The 15,938-nt window shown below is 45.5% G+C and carries 14 protein-coding genes; 2 read left to right on the plus strand and 12 right to left on the minus strand.

Features of this window, described 5'->3' with window-relative positions; all coding sequences use genetic code 11:
- Nucleotides 1-323 precede the first annotated feature (323 nt).
- The 9 genes from ACO0LB_RS10745 to ACO0LB_RS10785 all read right to left on the minus strand — a co-directional run bounded on the left by ACO0LB_RS10745 (nt 324) and on the right by ACO0LB_RS10785 (nt 10,950).
- Nucleotides 324-989: a DUF4197 domain-containing protein gene (locus ACO0LB_RS10745; RefSeq protein ID WP_423049141.1), complete on the minus strand. Its 666-nt coding sequence runs from the start codon at nt 987-989 to the stop codon at nt 324-326.
- A 101-nt stretch (nt 990-1,090) separates the two neighbouring features.
- A complete protein-coding gene (locus tag ACO0LB_RS10750; protein ID WP_423049098.1) occupies nt 1,091-2,242 on the minus strand; it encodes a deoxyguanosinetriphosphate triphosphohydrolase in 1,152 nt (383 codons plus the stop codon).
- A gap of 4 nt (nt 2,243-2,246) precedes the next feature.
- Nucleotides 2,247-3,869 (minus strand): bifunctional shikimate kinase/3-dehydroquinate synthase AroKB, encoded by a 1,623-nt coding sequence (gene aroKB / locus ACO0LB_RS10755; protein ID WP_423049099.1) that lies wholly within the window; start codon nt 3,867-3,869, stop codon nt 2,247-2,249.
- A gap of 77 nt (nt 3,870-3,946) precedes the next feature.
- Nucleotides 3,947-5,812 (minus strand): hypothetical protein, encoded by a 1,866-nt coding sequence (locus ACO0LB_RS10760; RefSeq protein ID WP_423049100.1) that lies wholly within the window; start codon nt 5,810-5,812, stop codon nt 3,947-3,949.
- 67 nt (nt 5,813-5,879) lie between these two features.
- The gene (gene pilQ, locus ACO0LB_RS10765; protein WP_423049142.1) at nt 5,880-7,991 is read right to left on the minus strand and encodes a type IV pilus secretin PilQ; all 2,112 of its coding nucleotides are present in this window, start codon (nt 7,989-7,991) and stop codon (nt 5,880-5,882) included.
- Between the two features lie 32 nt (nt 7,992-8,023).
- Nucleotides 8,024-8,563 (minus strand): pilus assembly protein PilP, encoded by a 540-nt coding sequence (locus ACO0LB_RS10770; RefSeq protein ID WP_423049101.1) that lies wholly within the window; start codon nt 8,561-8,563, stop codon nt 8,024-8,026.
- Nucleotides 8,560-9,210, minus strand: a complete 651-nt coding sequence (locus ACO0LB_RS10775) for a type 4a pilus biogenesis protein PilO (RefSeq protein ID WP_423049102.1) — start codon at nt 9,208-9,210, stop codon at nt 8,560-8,562. The genes ACO0LB_RS10770 and ACO0LB_RS10775 overlap by 4 nt, the downstream gene beginning before the upstream one ends.
- Nucleotides 9,211-9,250: 40 nt before the next feature.
- Nucleotides 9,251-9,871, minus strand: coding sequence for a PilN domain-containing protein (locus ACO0LB_RS10780; protein ID WP_423049103.1), 621 nt, complete (start codon nt 9,869-9,871; stop codon nt 9,251-9,253).
- Nucleotides 9,871-10,950: a pilus assembly protein PilM gene (locus ACO0LB_RS10785; RefSeq protein ID WP_423049104.1), complete on the minus strand. Its 1,080-nt coding sequence runs from the start codon at nt 10,948-10,950 to the stop codon at nt 9,871-9,873. The genes ACO0LB_RS10780 and ACO0LB_RS10785 overlap by 1 nt, the downstream gene beginning before the upstream one ends.
- Before the next feature lie 306 nt (nt 10,951-11,256).
- Between ACO0LB_RS10785 and ACO0LB_RS10790 the strand changes: the two genes are divergently transcribed.
- Nucleotides 11,257-13,587: a penicillin-binding protein 1A gene (locus ACO0LB_RS10790; RefSeq protein WP_423049105.1), complete on the plus strand. Its 2,331-nt coding sequence runs from the start codon at nt 11,257-11,259 to the stop codon at nt 13,585-13,587.
- On the opposite strand, the gene cyaY is transcribed toward ACO0LB_RS10790, so the two are convergent.
- Nucleotides 13,581-13,892, minus strand: coding sequence for an iron donor protein CyaY (gene cyaY / locus ACO0LB_RS10795; RefSeq protein ID WP_423049106.1), 312 nt, complete (start codon nt 13,890-13,892; stop codon nt 13,581-13,583). The two genes, ACO0LB_RS10790 and cyaY, sit on opposite strands and share 7 nt — an antisense overlap.
- A 66-nt stretch (nt 13,893-13,958) precedes the next feature.
- Here cyaY and lptM point away from each other — a divergent pair, with 66 nt between their 5' ends.
- Nucleotides 13,959-14,075 (plus strand): LPS translocon maturation chaperone LptM, encoded by a 117-nt coding sequence (lptM, locus tag ACO0LB_RS10800; RefSeq protein ID WP_423049143.1) that lies wholly within the window; start codon nt 13,959-13,961, stop codon nt 14,073-14,075.
- Nucleotides 14,076-14,216: 141 nt separating this feature from the next.
- Here lptM and ACO0LB_RS10805 read toward each other — a convergent pair whose 3' ends face one another.
- Nucleotides 14,217-14,834 (minus strand): sulfite oxidase heme-binding subunit YedZ, encoded by a 618-nt coding sequence (locus ACO0LB_RS10805; protein WP_423049107.1) that lies wholly within the window; start codon nt 14,832-14,834, stop codon nt 14,217-14,219.
- Between the two features lie 7 nt (nt 14,835-14,841).
- A complete protein-coding gene (gene msrP, locus ACO0LB_RS10810) occupies nt 14,842-15,822 on the minus strand; it encodes a protein-methionine-sulfoxide reductase catalytic subunit MsrP (protein WP_423049108.1) in 981 nt (326 codons plus the stop codon).
- Between the last annotated feature and the right edge of the window lie 116 nt (nt 15,823-15,938).

The raw sequence follows: 15,938 nt of genomic DNA on the forward strand, positions 1-15,938 counted from the left end.
ATATTTTCATACCAAAGCTGACATCTTTCTTAAAAAAACACACACCAAGCGGCATCATTGCTCACTTCACCGCTCTCACGATACGACTTTTCGGCAATATAAAATATATCCACGGTATCGACTGTATCGTTGACACATAAGAGCTATTTCCTCATCAAGTACTACTCAGAAAATAAACCGGGACGCATCAATAAAAAAGGTAGCAAAGCTACCTTTTTTATTGAATACATGGAGAACCGACATCCAGTTGTCTCAGCATGACTGACAATCTTCTACTTTTCTGAACACATCAGCCAGAAAAAAAGAAAACGATTGACTGGCAACTATTTCAATAAACCAAACACTTTACCGATCACTTTGCTACCGGATCCGATAGGGTCTTGGCGTATCGCTTTTTCCTCTTCTGCAATCATCAAAAACAAGCCATCCAATGCACGCTGAGTTACATAACCTTCTACCGTCGCCTCCTTCTCCGAAACAGCACCGAATTTCTGCGCCTGTCCCATCACAGCATTATATTTTGCCGATAAACCCGCTTTGTCTGTCACGCCTTTTACTAATGGCAAAAATTGCTGCGATAAGGGAGCGCTGGTTTTTTCTTTAAAAAATTCAGTGACCGATGTTTCTCCTCCAGTCAGAATATTTTTGGCGTCTGTCAGCGTCATCGACTTCACTGCATTCAACAGCAAAGGTTTAGCCATTGGCACTGCTGCTTCTGCGGCACGATTCATAGACACAACAAGTTCATCAAGCTGAGCCCCCTTGCCTGTCATTTTCAAAATCGGACGTGCCTGTTCCAATATTGAAGGTAACTGTATTTTGACCTTTTCATTATTCAGAAAACCATTTTCTACTCCGAGCTTTGACGTTGCTGCACTGGCACCTTTATCAAGGGCAGCTTTCAAGCCTGAACTGGCATCTTGGTTACTGAGATCAGCAAATGACAAGGCATGTGCAGGCAATACAGGTACCAGCAAGCTGGTCGCCATCAAGCAGGCTTGCAAAGCCTTGGCCAGACACATACGACGGGATGCAATTTGCAACATAATAAACTCCACAATATAAAAATAAGAACGAGATATCAGATTCACTAAATTTCATTCACCGCGAATAAGCGACGATGCTCCCTGACAGCGTAACGATCAGTCATGCCCGCAATGTAATCGGCTATCTTGCGCGCCTGCTTTAAAACGCGCTCTTCTTCTGATGCCGCCTGAAGTACCTGATAATCTGGTGGCAGGAGAATCGGCTCTGAAAACATGGCATGAAATAATTCAGAAACGATACGCCTCGCTTTTGATGTCATGCGATTGACAAGATAATGACGATATAAATGATGATGCAAAAACTGCTTAAGGATTGTTGCATGTCCATGCATCTGCTCAGAAAAGGCAATCATTTTTGGCATTCTGCGCACATCATCAATAGATGCTGGTGCATGGTCCGCAATGCGTTTACTGGAAGTCTGGATCAAATCTACGATCAACGCATTGATCATGCGGCGTATGGTTTCTGATATAGCGCGGCGCCCGGTAATCCCTGGATAAGCAGCATCTACACTGGCTCTGTGCACTGAATAAAACTCTAACTCAAGCAATTGAGATTCAAGCAACAAGCCTGACCGTAAGCCGTCGTCAATGTCGTGATTGTTGTAAGCGATCTCGTCAGCAAGATTAGTCAGTTGTGCCTCCAGTCCAGGCTGCTTTTTCTCCAAAAACCGCTGACCCACATCGCCCAACAACTGCGCATTCGTGACAGAGCAATGCTTGAGTATTCCTTCCCGGGTTTCAAAGCTTAAATTCAACCCATCAAACGCACCATAGCGTTCTTCTAATTGATCAACCACACGTAAGCTTTGCAGATTATGCTCAAAGCCACCATAGTCCTGCATACAGGCATTTAATGCATCCTGACCTGCATGGCCAAATGGTGTATGCCCAAGATCGTGCGCAAGTGAAATTGCCTCTACCAGATCCTCGTTCAGCCGCAGATTACGGGCGATAGAACGGGCAATCTGTGCGACCTCAAGACTGTGCGTCAAACGAGTACGAAATAAATCACCTTCATGATTCACAAATACCTGCGTTTTATATTCCAGTCGCCTGAACGCTGTGCTGTGAATAATACGGTCTCGATCACGTTGAAATACACTGCGAGAAGTAGAAGCTGGCTCAATAAAACGCCGCCCTCTCGACGTTGCAGATTGGGCGGCGTAGGGTGCCAGATGAGTGTCTGTGAACATCGCCTTATTGTAAAATACAATGACGCAAAGTTTGCAGAAGAATTTCTTTTGGTACCGTTGTGATATGGGCAGTCCCCAATGGCTTCAACAGAATAAACTTGATCTGGCCACCTTCATTTTTTTTGTCCACTTCCATCAGATCAAGCCAGCGCTGCTCTCCAAGATCAGGCGCAACAGAAGGCAGACCCGCCGCCTCTACCAGCTGCTTGATTCTGGTTCTGGCAACATAATCAATATAACCAAGACGATACGACAGATCAGCCGCCATCACCATGCCACATCCCACCGCTTCTCCATGCAGCCATTTGCCGTAACCAAGTCCTGACTCAATTGCATGCCCGAAGGTGTGACCAAAATTAAGAATCGCCCTCAAACCACCTTCTCGCTCGTCCTGACGCACGATATCTGCCTTAATTTCACAGGAGCGCTGTATTGCATAGGACAAAGCATGCGTGTCTTTCGCTCTCAACTGAGTGATATTCGCTTCGATCCAATCAAAAAACGCAGGATCAATGATCGCTCCGTGCTTGATCACCTCCGCCAATCCAGCAGAAAGCTCATTGTCAGGTAATGTCGACAGACTGGAAATATCGGCTAGCACTGCCTCTGGCTGATAAAAAGCACCAATCATATTCTTCCCCAAGGGATGATTGATGCCTGTTTTACCACCGACAGAAGAGTCAACCTGAGACAACAATGTCGTCGGCACCTGAACAAATGGAACACCGCGCATATAGGCCGATGCCGCAAAACCAGTCATATCACCGATCACACCGCCACCGAGTGCGACCAAAGTAGTTTTACGATCACATTTCTTTTCCAGCAAGACGTCGAAAATCACCATCAGATTCGACCATTCTTTGTGTTCTTCACCGTCTGGCAAAATAACAGAGACGACATCTTTACCAATAGATCGTAAGGTTTTTTCTAAGGTGGCAAGATAAAGAGGAGCAACAACAGTATTTGTGACAATTGCCACTCGCTGCCCCTTGATTTGATCTTGCAACAAAACTTGATCACTCAGCAAATCAGTACCGATGGTGATAGGGTAACTACGTGCACCTAAATCCACACGAAGATCATGCCTGAAACTACTACCAGAAGATTGCATATCTGTATTCGTACTGTGAACATGCTGGGGCGAACTTGCCGGAGCGAGTTTATCCAGAATGGTTTGAACTAAAAATTGAACATTCGGACGCCCGGTCTCAATCACCAGATGGGCGACTTCCTGATATAAGGGATGACGCTGAACTTCAAGTTCTTCAAGCTTTTTACGGGGATCAACAGTCCTGAGCAAAGGTCTGTTTTTATCGTTGCGAGTCCTTTGCAATATGCTGTTAATACCTGCACGTAGGTATATCACCGTGCCACGTTCATGCAGATATTGGCGACTCTTTTCATTCAGGATCGCGCCTCCACCAGTCGCCAGCACTACATCGTCCAATGCAGTTAACTCGGCGATTGTCTCAGCCTCACGTTGCCGGAAGCTGGCTTCTCCTTCAATTTCAAAAATGACAGGAATAGAGACACCTGTTCGTGCCTCTATCTCGTGATCAGAATCAATAAAGCGCTTATGCAGCTTTTTCGCCAGGGCCCGGCCAACCGTAGTTTTGCCGGACCCCATCAGGCCTACTAAAAAAATATTCGACACAAATAAACTTCAACTTACATATTCAGATGAATATGTTTTTTTATTTTCAATTAAGGACAAGGAACATTATTATCCGCAATATTCATTGTTGACGATGTTGATGCTCCCAAGCTATCCACCACTGTCAGTGTGACTACATATGAGGCAAGAGGTGTTGTAGGAATAAAACACCTTGTTCCAGCTGCTACTGCACTTACCGTAAATACGCTACCAGAAACAGATACTGGTGCTGAACGGGTATCGCTGGAGTAGGCAGTATAAGGCCCAGTACCACCATAGATAGACAAATCCACTTTGCCAGCATACAACTCACTGACACTAAAGACGCTAGGCGACATACGTAACAACGAGGCATTACCTTGGTTGGCAACAATATCAAATCGAATGGTCTGACCTTGAGTATCTGCAACTGTAATAGCCGTCGTGCCCGCATTCAACAATTTTGCAGTAAAGGTTCCACCTGCTGCAACGGAAGTAGGACTCACCGTCGCAATATTAGAATTGTTGTTTGTAACGGTATAGCCAGGAGTACCTCCGGAAAGACGGAATACCAGCGTATCACCGACACTTCCAGTTGCACCATTTGGAGATGCGGTCAATGCAGCAGAAGCAGTGGAGGCAACGGAAACACTCACTGAAATGACTTTACCTGTTGCATCTGTAATCACAACTTGCGCATTACCAGCAGAAACACCGGTCACTGAAAAATCAGTACCACTATTTGTTACAGTTGCCACACCAACATTACTACTTGTGACAGTGTAAGGAGCAACACCGCCTCCAACAGAATAAGGCACGGTAGAGCCAATGGAAACAGTAATAGAGGAAGGTGCGGTAGTAAATAACGCAAGACTAGAGCCAGTACCAACAGTGACATCGATCGAGAGCTGTTTACCGACAGAATCTGTAACAACAACTTTGGCCGCGCCAACAATCAAGCCTTTTACCGTCAATGTATTACCGCTTACCTGAACCGCCGCTACCGCAGCATTACTACTACTTGCAGAATATGGTGCTTTACCTCCACCAATAGTAAAAGTAGGCGAAGTCGAAGGTGCAACCACGAGTGGGTTAGTCGCTGTAGTAAACAAATCTGGTACAACACCACCACCGACAGTAACATTGATGGTCACAGAACCTTTTGCAGTATCACGCACAACCACTGTTGCTTTACCTATATCAACACCAGTAATAATCAGATTGTTACCTACAATTTTTGCTGTTGCGGCAGCGGTATTGCTGCTGGAAGCTGAATAAGTTGTTGTTCCACCACCAACAGTAAAGGTATTTGCAGCACCAACTGCCAGAGTGATGTCTGTTGCGGCTGTAGTGAAGAGATCATCACTAGTTCCGACCACGACATCAATACTGACTGAGCCGCCAATACTATCTTTTACACTTACCGTTGCTTTACCACCAGTAACACCAGTAATCACAAACCTGTTCCCGCTCACGCCAACAGTTGCAATTTGACTGTTGCTACTTGATACCGCATATACCTGACTACCACCGCCGATCTGATATACAGACGAAGTGGCACCAACCGCGACAGTAACAGCACTTGGTGCCGTGGTGTACAGAGTAATACCAGAACCCACAGTCACATCAATCGTTACAACCGCACCAGCACCATCCTTGACAGTGACTGTCGCGCTACCGCCGCCGCCGCCAGTAATTGTGAGTGTCTTACCGTTAACGCTGACAAGAGCAGCACTACTATTACTATTGGCGCTGTAACCCGGCACACCACCACCAATGGTGTATATCTGGGTTTCACCAGGAGAGATGGTGATTGCTTTTGCTGCTGTAGTAAATAAAGCAGCGCCACTTGTATTGCCAGCAGAACCGCCGCCGCCGCCGCAAGCTGACAGTATCGCAAGCAAAAACATCGAAAGGATGACACGAAGTAACTTCATAATTGAATACCTATCTTTAAACGAATTCGTATAATTGTATATTTACTATAAAAAAATAAACTAATATTTACTTTGTGCTCATACGTTCAGCGACAATTTTAGGGGTGATGAATATGAGCAGCTCGGTTTTATCGTTTGTTTTACCTGTGGTCTTAAACAAATTCCCGAACAATGGCAAATCACCAAAAAATGGGATTTTTGTCACATTATCCCTTTCATTTTGCTGAAAAATACCACCAAGAACAACCGTCCCACCGTTCTCAACCAATACCATCGTTTTCACTTCTTTAGTATCAATCGCATAACCAGCGCGGGTTTCGACACCGACACTGTCTTTGTGCACATCAACATCAAGAATCACATTTCCATCAGGGGTAATTTGCGGCGTCACTTCCAGACGCAAAGTCGCTTTTCTGAAAAAAATTGAAGTCGCCCCACTTGAAGTGGATACTTGATACGGCAACTCTGTTCCTTGTTCAATCATGGCTTTCAATTGATCTGCCGTCACGACTCTTGGACTAGAGATAATTTTACCCTTACCGTCCGCTTCCAAAGCAGAAAGTTCCAGGTTCAAAAATCGATTAGCAGCAGAAGAAAATAAGCTGACTGCCAAACTACCTGGATTAAGTCCATTGATACCCGCAGCTGGCAAGCTTACAAATTGCGTATTTGGAATAAAACTCTGATCCGTTATCTTCGCCTGACCAGTCTGCTCACCAACACCGAGATAATTACCAGTCAGAGCAAGACGTTGATTACCCTGTAATTGATATCCGACATCCCCACCGCGCAAACCTCGCATGTCTGCAAAACCAAGTTTTGCACCCAAATTCTTACTAAAGGTATCATCAGCTTCTACTATGCGAGCCTCGATCAAAACTTGCTTTGAGGCAATATCAGTCTTCTGTATCAGCTTCCTTACCTCTTCGAGTTTTGATGGAATATCAGTGACAAACAATTGATTAGTTCTCGGTTCAATGACGGCACTTCCTCTTTTGGACAATATACGATTGGTACTTGAACCATCTACACCAAAAACGAGCTTAAACGCTTCTGCCTTTTGATAATTCAATTGAAACGATTCCGTTTTTAATGGCTCTAATTCTGCAATTTGCGCTTTTTGTTCGAGTTCTAATTTCTCTTTAGTCAACAGCTCATCTTTGGGTGCGACCCAAATAACGGTACCGTTCTTACGCATATCAAGACCCTTGATCTGCATAATATTATCCAAGGCCTGATCCCAAGGTACGTCCTTAAGACGCAGTGTAATAGTTCCTGTCACGGTATCGCTGGCAATCACGTTCAAGCCGCTGACTTCGGCAATAATCTGTAAAATTGCTCTGACTTCGATGCTTTGGAAATTAAAAGAGAGCCTCTCGCCACGATAGCCCTGAGTTCCCTGCGTGAGCTTATTCGGATCTTCCTTGATCGGTTTTACTTCGACCACAAATTGTGTGTCACTCTGATAAGAGCTTTGTTCCCAAAGTCCTTTAGGCTCAATCACCATGCGGACGTTTTCACCAACTGCAGTCGTAGTGATGGTTTGAACGGGAGATCCAAAATCGGCAACATCAAGGCGACGCCTTAAGACTTCTGGTAATCCCACTTTCAGAAAATCAACGATGATTTTTTGCCCTTGCTGACGAACATCAACAGCGATCGGATTTAATGGCAAATCAACAACAATACGCCCTTCACCGCCAACGCCTCGGCGAAAATCAATATCACGCAATGCCAATTTAGTCGTCAAAGGTGCTTGTGCAGCAACTGGAAGACCCTGCGAACTAACAGCGGTAGCAACGCCTCCCGATGCATCAATCGTCACAATCAGTGCATTTCCCTCAATGACAGTGGCATAGTTAAGCGGTTTATTGAGATTAAAAACGAGTCGGGAACGCCCTGTCGCTTCAATCACGTTCACTGTACGTAAATCCCCGATATTGACATCAATGCTTGCTTTACCTGTTCCATTGGCAGTGTCAGCAAAATCCAATGCCACACGAGCAGGATTCGCAATTGAAAAACCAACAGGAGATTTAGTCAGAGGATTTTTCATTCCTACTCTGACAATAACATTTGCTCCTTGTTGATTTGCAGTAATAGACTCAATGCTATTTGACTGGGCCAGACATAATTGACTTAATCCCATCAAAATAAACAAACTGAACTTAGCAAGCATGGCGCCCCTTTTATTTGGATTTATCAACGCTTTCATTTTTTACTCTCCTGCAGTTCCAGCTTGGTATTACGCTCAGTCCATTCGCCAGATGCATCCTGAACAATTTCTTTTATTTCGATTTCGTTATCCGCAATTTTGGTAATCAGCCCAAAGTTTGCACCTATGTAATTTCCTACTTTTGCTTGATATACGGTTTTATCTACCTGTATCAGCGCCTGTCTGAGATTATTTTTTTCAATGATCCCAACCATTTTCAATGTATCCAGTGGAAACGCCTCCAAAGCCTCACGCCGCCTGTCCATATCAGGATGAATACCGCTACTGGATTCTGCTTTGAGTCTCGCCAATACCACCAGAAGTTTAGAGGGATTAAATGGGTCAATATCATTTTTTCCATTGTATGGAACAGGCATATAGACCTTTGGAGCACTGGGCTTCACGATGACTATGTGAGAATCCCTTTTCACTGTTTCCATCCAATCCTGCACTTCAGAGACATCATGCTCACCGCAGGCACTTAACAAAAATGCTGGCAGAACTAATAAAGAGAATCTTTTTATCGCTACTATCATTTTTTAGCCGTTTTTTTCAGGTTGGCCTGTGCCAAAACTTCGTCTTTATCTAAGTAACGGAATGTTTTTGCCACCACATCCAATACCAGAGTACCGTCTTTACCTGTTGTAATAGCCAAATTATTGAGGGTCACAATACGTGGCAATTTGGCAATATCAGAAACAAATTCACCTAAATCATGATAACTGCCTTGCAATTTAATATCGATCGGCAACTCCGCATAGTAGTCCTTAACAACAACCGTACCCGGCTTAAACGATTCAAACTGCAAGCCACGCCCTGCACCAGCCTGGTTAATATCTGACAACAACGCATCCATTTCCGCTTTACTTGGCAATTGCTTTTCCATTGCAGCAACATATTGCTGAACCAGTTTGCGCTGCTCTTTTAATGCATCAAGATTAATTGCCTGTTGTATCTTTTGGCGATACTCATCTTTCAGACGAACTTCTTCTTGTTGCTTCTGCTCAATTTCCTGAGTTTGTCCATCCCAGTAAAAGAACCATCCTAAAAAAAGGACAATCAGCAACACACCAAAACCAGCAGCAATTCTGGGAGCAATAGGCCACAGCCCTGGATGCAAGCCACTTAAATCGCGAAACTGCTCACTAATCGATTCAAATGCATCTTTTACGTTAATTGCCATTTCTAATCTTTCAATTCTTTTTCATCAAAACCTACTCGTATCAGAAACCGTTTTTGGCTGGCTTCGCAGTTTCTGCCGCAGAAGAAGCTGCCACATCTTTTTCCCGGGGGCGTTTAATGCCGACATTCACCGTAAAATCAGACACTTTTTTTGCATCCCGCCCCTGCCCAATTCCCGCAGAGTGAATGTCATTCAGATCAGGCTTATACATCCATTCAGATTTATTACCCAGATTACGAATAAACTCAGCGACTCTGTCCTGAGATTGCGCATAACCGTTCAGTGTAACGCGCTGACCATCCTGCTTTAATGATTTCAGATAGACGCCTTCCGGCGTCAGCTTGACCAACTCATCGAGCAAAAATACAGGTTGATTTCTATCGCCCTGCAAATCTTCAACTGCTTCCTGACGTGCTTTCAGCGCATCAATTTCTTGCTTGAGTGTAGAAATTTCTTTAATTTTCTCGTCCAGTCTTGCATTTTCTTTTTTAATCAGTTCCGTGCGCTCATTCTGTATGCCTAGCTGTCTGGCATAGTAAGCACCTACGATAACAATAACAAAGACGCCAATAATGGACGAAAGTAATAACAGCGAATAGAAGTCTTTCTTTAACTGCTTGCGGCGCTCTTCTCTGTGCGGAAGAAGGTTAATTTTAATCATCAGTCAAATCTCCGCATTGCCAAACCACAAGCAACCATATAAGCGGGAGCGTCTCCACGTAGCGACTTTTCATTCACACTGGATCCCAACTCCATGCCTTTAAATGGACTGACAACGGCCGTCGATATCTTTGTGCGCTCGGCAATTACATCAACCAACCCCGGAATGACCGCACACCCCCCCGTCAGAAATATCTGGTCAACTCGGGTATAGGGTGTTGATGTGAAGAAAAATTGTATGGCGCGGGTCACTTCCAATGCAGCGCTTTCAAGAAAGGGTTCCAGTAACTCCATCTCATAGCTATCTGGAAGGTCAGCGGTTTTTTTCTTCATTTCCGCCTCTTCTTGCGCCAGTCCAAAATTACGAACAATGTCCTGTGTCAGCTGCGCGCCACCAAACTGCTGTTCTCGCTCATAGATGACATCGCCATTCAGCAGGATGAAAATATAAGTACGCTTGGCGCCAATTTGAAAGACAGCACAGATCTGGTCACGACCTTGATTCGGTTGCATGTCAATTAAACGCAGAATTGCCGTTCTGGCGGCATAAGACTCCACATCCATAACTTTTGCCTGCAAACCAGCAGCTTGAACAACCGCGACCCTGTCTTCGATTTTTTCTTTGCGCGACGCGGCAAGCATCACTTCGACATCTTCTTCGGAATTAGCCGCAGGACCGATAACACAGAAATCCAGACTGACATCGTCCATCGCGAACGGAATATACTGACTGGCTTCAGATTCAACTTGCACTTCCAGCGCCTGCTCACTAAGGCTGCCGGGTAATATCATTTTTTTTGTAATAACGGCAGATGCAGGCATAGCGAGCGCAACATTTTTTGCACTCGTGCCACTTTTCTTGACCAATCTACGCACCGCTTCGGATACCTGTTCGATATTCTCAATGTTACCGTCGAGTATCGCCCCTTTAGGCAGCGGTTCCGATGCATAGCGCTCCAAACGATATGCTTTATCTCCGCCCTCGGAGAGTTCGACCAGCTTGATATCAAAAGAGCTAACGTCCAGCCCTATCAACGGTGGGTTTTTTCTGCCGAGCAATGTAGCCAGATCTAAAGCCAAGAATATCCCCTTACAAATACATCAGTGCATTTTTACAATAGAAACAAGCTTACCTAAGCAACATTTTCAGCAAATTGTCTTTTAAATCCGTGATTTACAAAACAATTATCCAAGCTTACATGAAATGCTAGCAATAAGACCCCTATTGGTAAAGCAATTTCCAAAAAGCATTACTTAAATATGTTGTCAAATATCCACGACAGGCACGGGATTTTAGTTCGAGCCAAAGCATGTTTCTCCCGGCAATAAACTCTGACCACACGACAGCGACTATAATGCATCTCGCCATTGTTACAAAATAAACCCATGTCTGACAGCAAAAATACTACGGGCGACAAACCGTCCTCTCCATCTTCTAAAAACAAGAGCATATGGACCCGCATACTGACGGGTGCAGGTATTTGCTTGATTGGTCTCGGAATTTCGGTTGTACTGATTGTTGGTTTTGCTCTCACAATGGCATATCCAAATTTACCGGAACTGGATTCTCTGACGAGTTATCGTCCCAAAATGCCGCTACGGATATTTTCGGCAGACAATGTTCTGATCGGTGAATTTGGTGAGGAACGTCGTAATGTCGTGCGCTTCAATGAAATTCCGGATGTCATGAAAAAAGCCGTTCTGGCAATTGAAGATGATCGCTTTTATGAACACGGCGGGGTCGATTATCTCGGTATCACCAGAGCGTTTCTGCATAATCTGACAGGTGGCGCCAAGCAAGGAGCATCAACGATCACCCAACAGGTGGCTCGTAACTTCTTCCTGTCGAGCGAGCAAACCTTCAAGCGTAAGATTTATGAAATATTAATGGCCTGGAAAATTGAACAGAATTTGACCAAAGATCAGATTCTGGAGGTCTACATGAACCAGATCTATCTGGGTCAAAGAGCATATGGATTTTCTTCTGCTGCTCAGATTTATTTTGGTAAAAATTTAAAAGACGTCACGGTGGCGGAAGCTGCCATGCTTGCAGGCCTCCCCAAAGCACCATCCGCCTATAATCCTGTAGCGAACCCAAAACGTGCAACAGTGCGGCAGCAATATATTTTGCAGCGTATGCGACAACTCGGCTACATCACCGAAGCCCAGTTTACGCAGGCAAAAGTCGAAGAGCTGCGCACAAAAACGGACAGTAGCGAATTTGGCATTCACGCTGAGTACGTTGCAGAAATGGCTCGCCAACTTGTCTATGAACAGTTCAAAGAAGATACTTATACCCGTGGCCTGAATGTCTACACCACGATCACAAAATCAGACCAGGACGCTGCCTATCTGGCGTTGCGCCGAGGAGTGATGGAATATGAAAAGCGGCATGGCTATCGCGGACCAGAAGCCATCATTACTATTCCAGAAGGTAAAGAGGCGGCAGAGGAAGCGATTGAAAGCGAATTGGCCGAACATTCTGACAACGATGACCTGCAAGTGGCGATGGTACTTGATGCATCACCAAAGCTGGTGCGTGCGGTCTTGTCCTCTGGAGAAGAAATCCGGATTGACGAAGCAGGACTCAGTTTTGCTGCCGGCGGATTATCGTCCAAAGCTTTACCCAACAAACGTATACAACGTGGTGCGGTGATCCGCGTATTTCAGGATGGCAAAAACTGGAGTATTACTCAAATGCCGGAAGTGCAATCGGCCTTTGTGGCGGCGAGCACCACCGATGGCGCCATCCGGGCGCTGGTTGGCGGTTTTGATTACAACCTGAATAAGTTTAATCACGTCACGCAAGCGTGGCGCCAACCGGGATCGAGCTTTAAGCCATTTATTTATTCAGCTTCACTGGAAAAAGGCTTGTCTCCATCCACCATCATTAATGACGAACCCATCAGTTTCGATGCAGGCCAGACTGGTGGACAGGCTTGGGAGCCAAAGAATTACGATGGTAAATATGAAGGCCCGATGACGATGCGCAAAGGTTTAACGAAGTCAAAAAATATGATTTCGATTCGAATTTTGCACAGAATAGGAGCCAAATATGGTCAGGAATACACTAACCGCTTTGGTTTTCTCCCTGAGAAAAATCCGCCTTATCTGACACTGGCTCTCGGCGCTGGCGCGGTGACTCCTCTGCAAATGGCGGGTGCTTATGCTGTATTTGCCAACGGTGGCTATAAGGTGAACCCTTATCTGATTTCAAAAATTACGGATAGCAATGGCAAGATTCTGGTTCAGACCAATCCTGAAAAAGCAGGTGATGAATCAAACCGTGTGATTGACGAACGTAATGCCTTTTTGATGGACAGCATGTTGAAAGACGTTGTGCGCTACGGTACTGCAACAAAGGCATTATCACTGAAACGGACTGATATCGCCGGAAAAACAGGCACCACAAATGATTCGTTTGATGCTTGGTTTGCTGGCTATCAGGCCAAACTGGTCGGTATTGCCTGGATAGGATTTGACCAGCCTAAAAACCTGGGAAATAAAGAAACAGGTGGTGGTTTGGCATTGCCAATCTGGATCGGCTATATGCAAAAAGCACTGAAAGATATTCCTATTGAGGAACGTGCGATTCCTAGCGGTATTATTTCGGTGGAGGGCGACTACTATTATGCAGAAAACCCTCCCGGATTAGGTATATCGAGTCTGGCACCACCACCTGTGAAAACTCAGGAAGAAAACACCGCTGATCACTGACCTTGTTCGCGCGCGATGCGGGACAAGGTAGCAAACAACTCCGAACCATCGCGCGTGTTTAACCAGTGGCTGCCATCATAGCGGTAATGAAATCCGCCTGAGCGTGCAGCCAGCCACATCTCTTGCATAGGTGCCTGGCTGTTCACGATGATTTTAGAGCCATTGTTGACGAACTCTACCGTTAGCACATTGCCACTACGGCTACATTCAACATCCAGCTCATCATTGTCAAACGCGCGTTCAAATATTTCTTCAACTTCTCGCAGACAGGCTTCTGCCAGAGTCAGGAATTCAGATTCAGTCATGCTACACTTCCTCGCCTCAGAGACAACATAAAAACGCCATTCTATACGGTGTTACCAACTCCCATGATGCGCACACTGATTTCCACCATTACAGTCGTTCTGTTGTTATCCGCCTGCGGTCAGAAAGGACCTTTGACGCTACCGGAAAAAAGTCCACCGCCTTCCAGCAGCATGAATAAATAACTGTTTTATACGCAATATTTTGGGGAGGACGGGGATTCAACAATCGCCCCTTCCAGACAAGATGCGACTATACCTGAATAACAATATCCTGATGCACTGATCCCATCATCCATGTTCGACGGATAACGAACTCATCGTGACTTATTTCAGAACAACGACCGGATCCCGACCAAACCAACGCCACCACAAACGGAGCATCAGCAACAGCGCAACGATCAGACCAAATAATACGGGCTGAGAAAAATCATGTTTGCCGGCTTTCATCCAGGTGTAATGCAGCACACCTAGTACGGCGACGATATATACCAATCGATGCAGCCGTTGCCAAAATTTGCCACCCAGCAACCTGATCATGCGATTCGTACTGGTGAGTGCCAGTGGAATCAGCAGCACGAATGCCGTAAAACCAACCGTAATGAATGGCCGTTTCAGCACGTCCAGCCACATTTCCTGCCAGTCAAAAAAATGGTCAAACCATAAAAATGTGGTGAAATGGAGAATCGCATAAAAAAATGTAAATAGTCCCGTCATGCGTCTGAAGCGTATTAACCACGGCCAATGCAAGAGCTTGCGCAGTGGTGTGATAGCGAGAGTCATACAGAGTAGATACAGCGTCCAGTCACCCGTGTTACGGGTAATAAACTCGACTGGATTTGCCCCCAGTTTATCCAAAAAAACTGCAGCGACGAGCCTGATCAGCGGTAACAGGGCTAATATGAAACAAGCCAGCTTCAGTCTGGCTATCTGCTTATTGGTCATCAGCATGTCAGAAAAATTTCTTCAAATCCATCCCCGCATATAACGACGCTACTTCGCTATAGCCGTTAAACATCAGGGTTTTGCGCTTACGGGCAAGCAAACCATCTTCACCAATACGGCGCTCGGTCGCTTGTGACCAGCGCGGGTGATCCACGTTTGGATTGACGTTGGAATAAAAGCCGTATTCATTCGGTGCCGCCAGATTCCATGCTGTACGAGGCTGCTCTTTGACAAAACGGATTTTGACGATAGATTTCGCAGATTTAAAGCCATACTTCCATGGCAATATCATCCTCACCGGAGCGCCATTCTGATTAGGCAGAACCTCACCATACATACCAAACGTCAACAAAGATAATGGATGATTGGCTTCATCCATACGCAAACCTTCTACATAGGGCCATTCCAATACCGGACTGCGTAATCCCGGCATTTGCTTCTTATCGTCCAAGGTCACGAATTCGATATAGCGCGCATTACCAGTTGGCTCCACTTTTTTGATCAGCTGTGACAATGAATAACCCACCCAAGGAATCACCATTGACCAGCCCTCAACACAACGAAGGCGGTAGATACGCTCTTCCAATGGAGCCAACTTCATCAGACTATCCAGATCAAGCCTCATCGGCTTTTTGACCTCGCCTTCAATGCTGATGCTCCAGGGACTCGTCCTCAATGATCCCGCAGTCATTGCCGGATCTGCTTTATCAGTGCCGAACTCGTAGAAATTGTTATAACTGGTGGCATCTTTATAGGCCGTTTTTTTCTCCATCACGGCATAGGTGGGATTGGGTTTTGCCACCAATTTTGCCGCCCCTATCGTTTGCGCGAAGGCCTCGCGATTTGCCATCTCCAGCAGCGCGCTGCCAGCGATCGAGCCTAACGCTAACTGTCGAATAAAATCCCGCCGCGATTCAAATACGGCTCGGGGAGTAATCTCTGAGGGGAAAGGCAAATCAATGCCATTGGGACTGCGTTTAATCAACATGTCGGACTCCGTGATGGAAACACTGGGCGCAAGAACAGTCTATTGAGATTGTTCTTGCGCCGATTAGTTTCTCATGAGTCGCTAAAGTCTGCTGATCCTTACGCAATAGGAAAAAA

The sequence above is a fragment of the Undibacterium sp. SXout7W genome (assembly GCF_049339385.1).
GTDB lineage: Bacteria > Pseudomonadota > Gammaproteobacteria > Burkholderiales > Burkholderiaceae_D > Undibacterium.

Excerpts from the sequence above, each read along its gene's own strand:
- ACO0LB_RS10805 (WP_423049107.1), bottom strand. The coding sequence starts at position 14,834 with ATGACCAATAAGCAGATAGCCAGACTGAAGCTGGCTTGTTTCATATTA.
- aroKB (WP_423049099.1), bottom strand. The coding sequence starts at position 3,869 with ATGGGGTCCGGCAAAACTACGGTTGGCCGGGCCCTGGCGAAAAAGCTG.
- ACO0LB_RS10770 (WP_423049101.1), bottom strand. The coding sequence starts at position 8,563 with ATGATAGTAGCGATAAAAAGATTCTCTTTATTAGTTCTGCCAGCATTT.
- ACO0LB_RS10745 (WP_423049141.1), bottom strand. The coding sequence starts at position 989 with ATGGCGACCAGCTTGCTGGTACCTGTATTGCCTGCACATGCCTTGTCA.
- pilQ (WP_423049142.1), bottom strand. The coding sequence starts at position 7,991 with ATGCTTGCTAAGTTCAGTTTGTTTATTTTGATGGGATTAAGTCAATTA.
- ACO0LB_RS10760 (WP_423049100.1), bottom strand. The coding sequence starts at position 5,812 with ATGAAGTTACTTCGTGTCATCCTTTCGATGTTTTTGCTTGCGATACTG.
- ACO0LB_RS10780 (WP_423049103.1), bottom strand. The coding sequence starts at position 9,871 with ATGATTAAAATTAACCTTCTTCCGCACAGAGAAGAGCGCCGCAAGCAG.
- cyaY (WP_423049106.1), bottom strand. The coding sequence starts at position 13,892 with ATGACTGAATCTGAATTCCTGACTCTGGCAGAAGCCTGTCTGCGAGAA.
- lptM (WP_423049143.1), top strand. The coding sequence starts at position 13,959 with ATGCGCACACTGATTTCCACCATTACAGTCGTTCTGTTGTTATCCGCC.
- ACO0LB_RS10775 (WP_423049102.1), bottom strand. The coding sequence starts at position 9,210 with ATGGCAATTAACGTAAAAGATGCATTTGAATCGATTAGTGAGCAGTTT.
- msrP (WP_423049108.1), bottom strand. The coding sequence starts at position 15,822 with ATGTTGATTAAACGCAGTCCCAATGGCATTGATTTGCCTTTCCCCTCA.
- ACO0LB_RS10750 (WP_423049098.1), bottom strand. The coding sequence starts at position 2,242 with ATGTTCACAGACACTCATCTGGCACCCTACGCCGCCCAATCTGCAACG.
- ACO0LB_RS10790 (WP_423049105.1), top strand. The coding sequence starts at position 11,257 with ATGTCTGACAGCAAAAATACTACGGGCGACAAACCGTCCTCTCCATCT.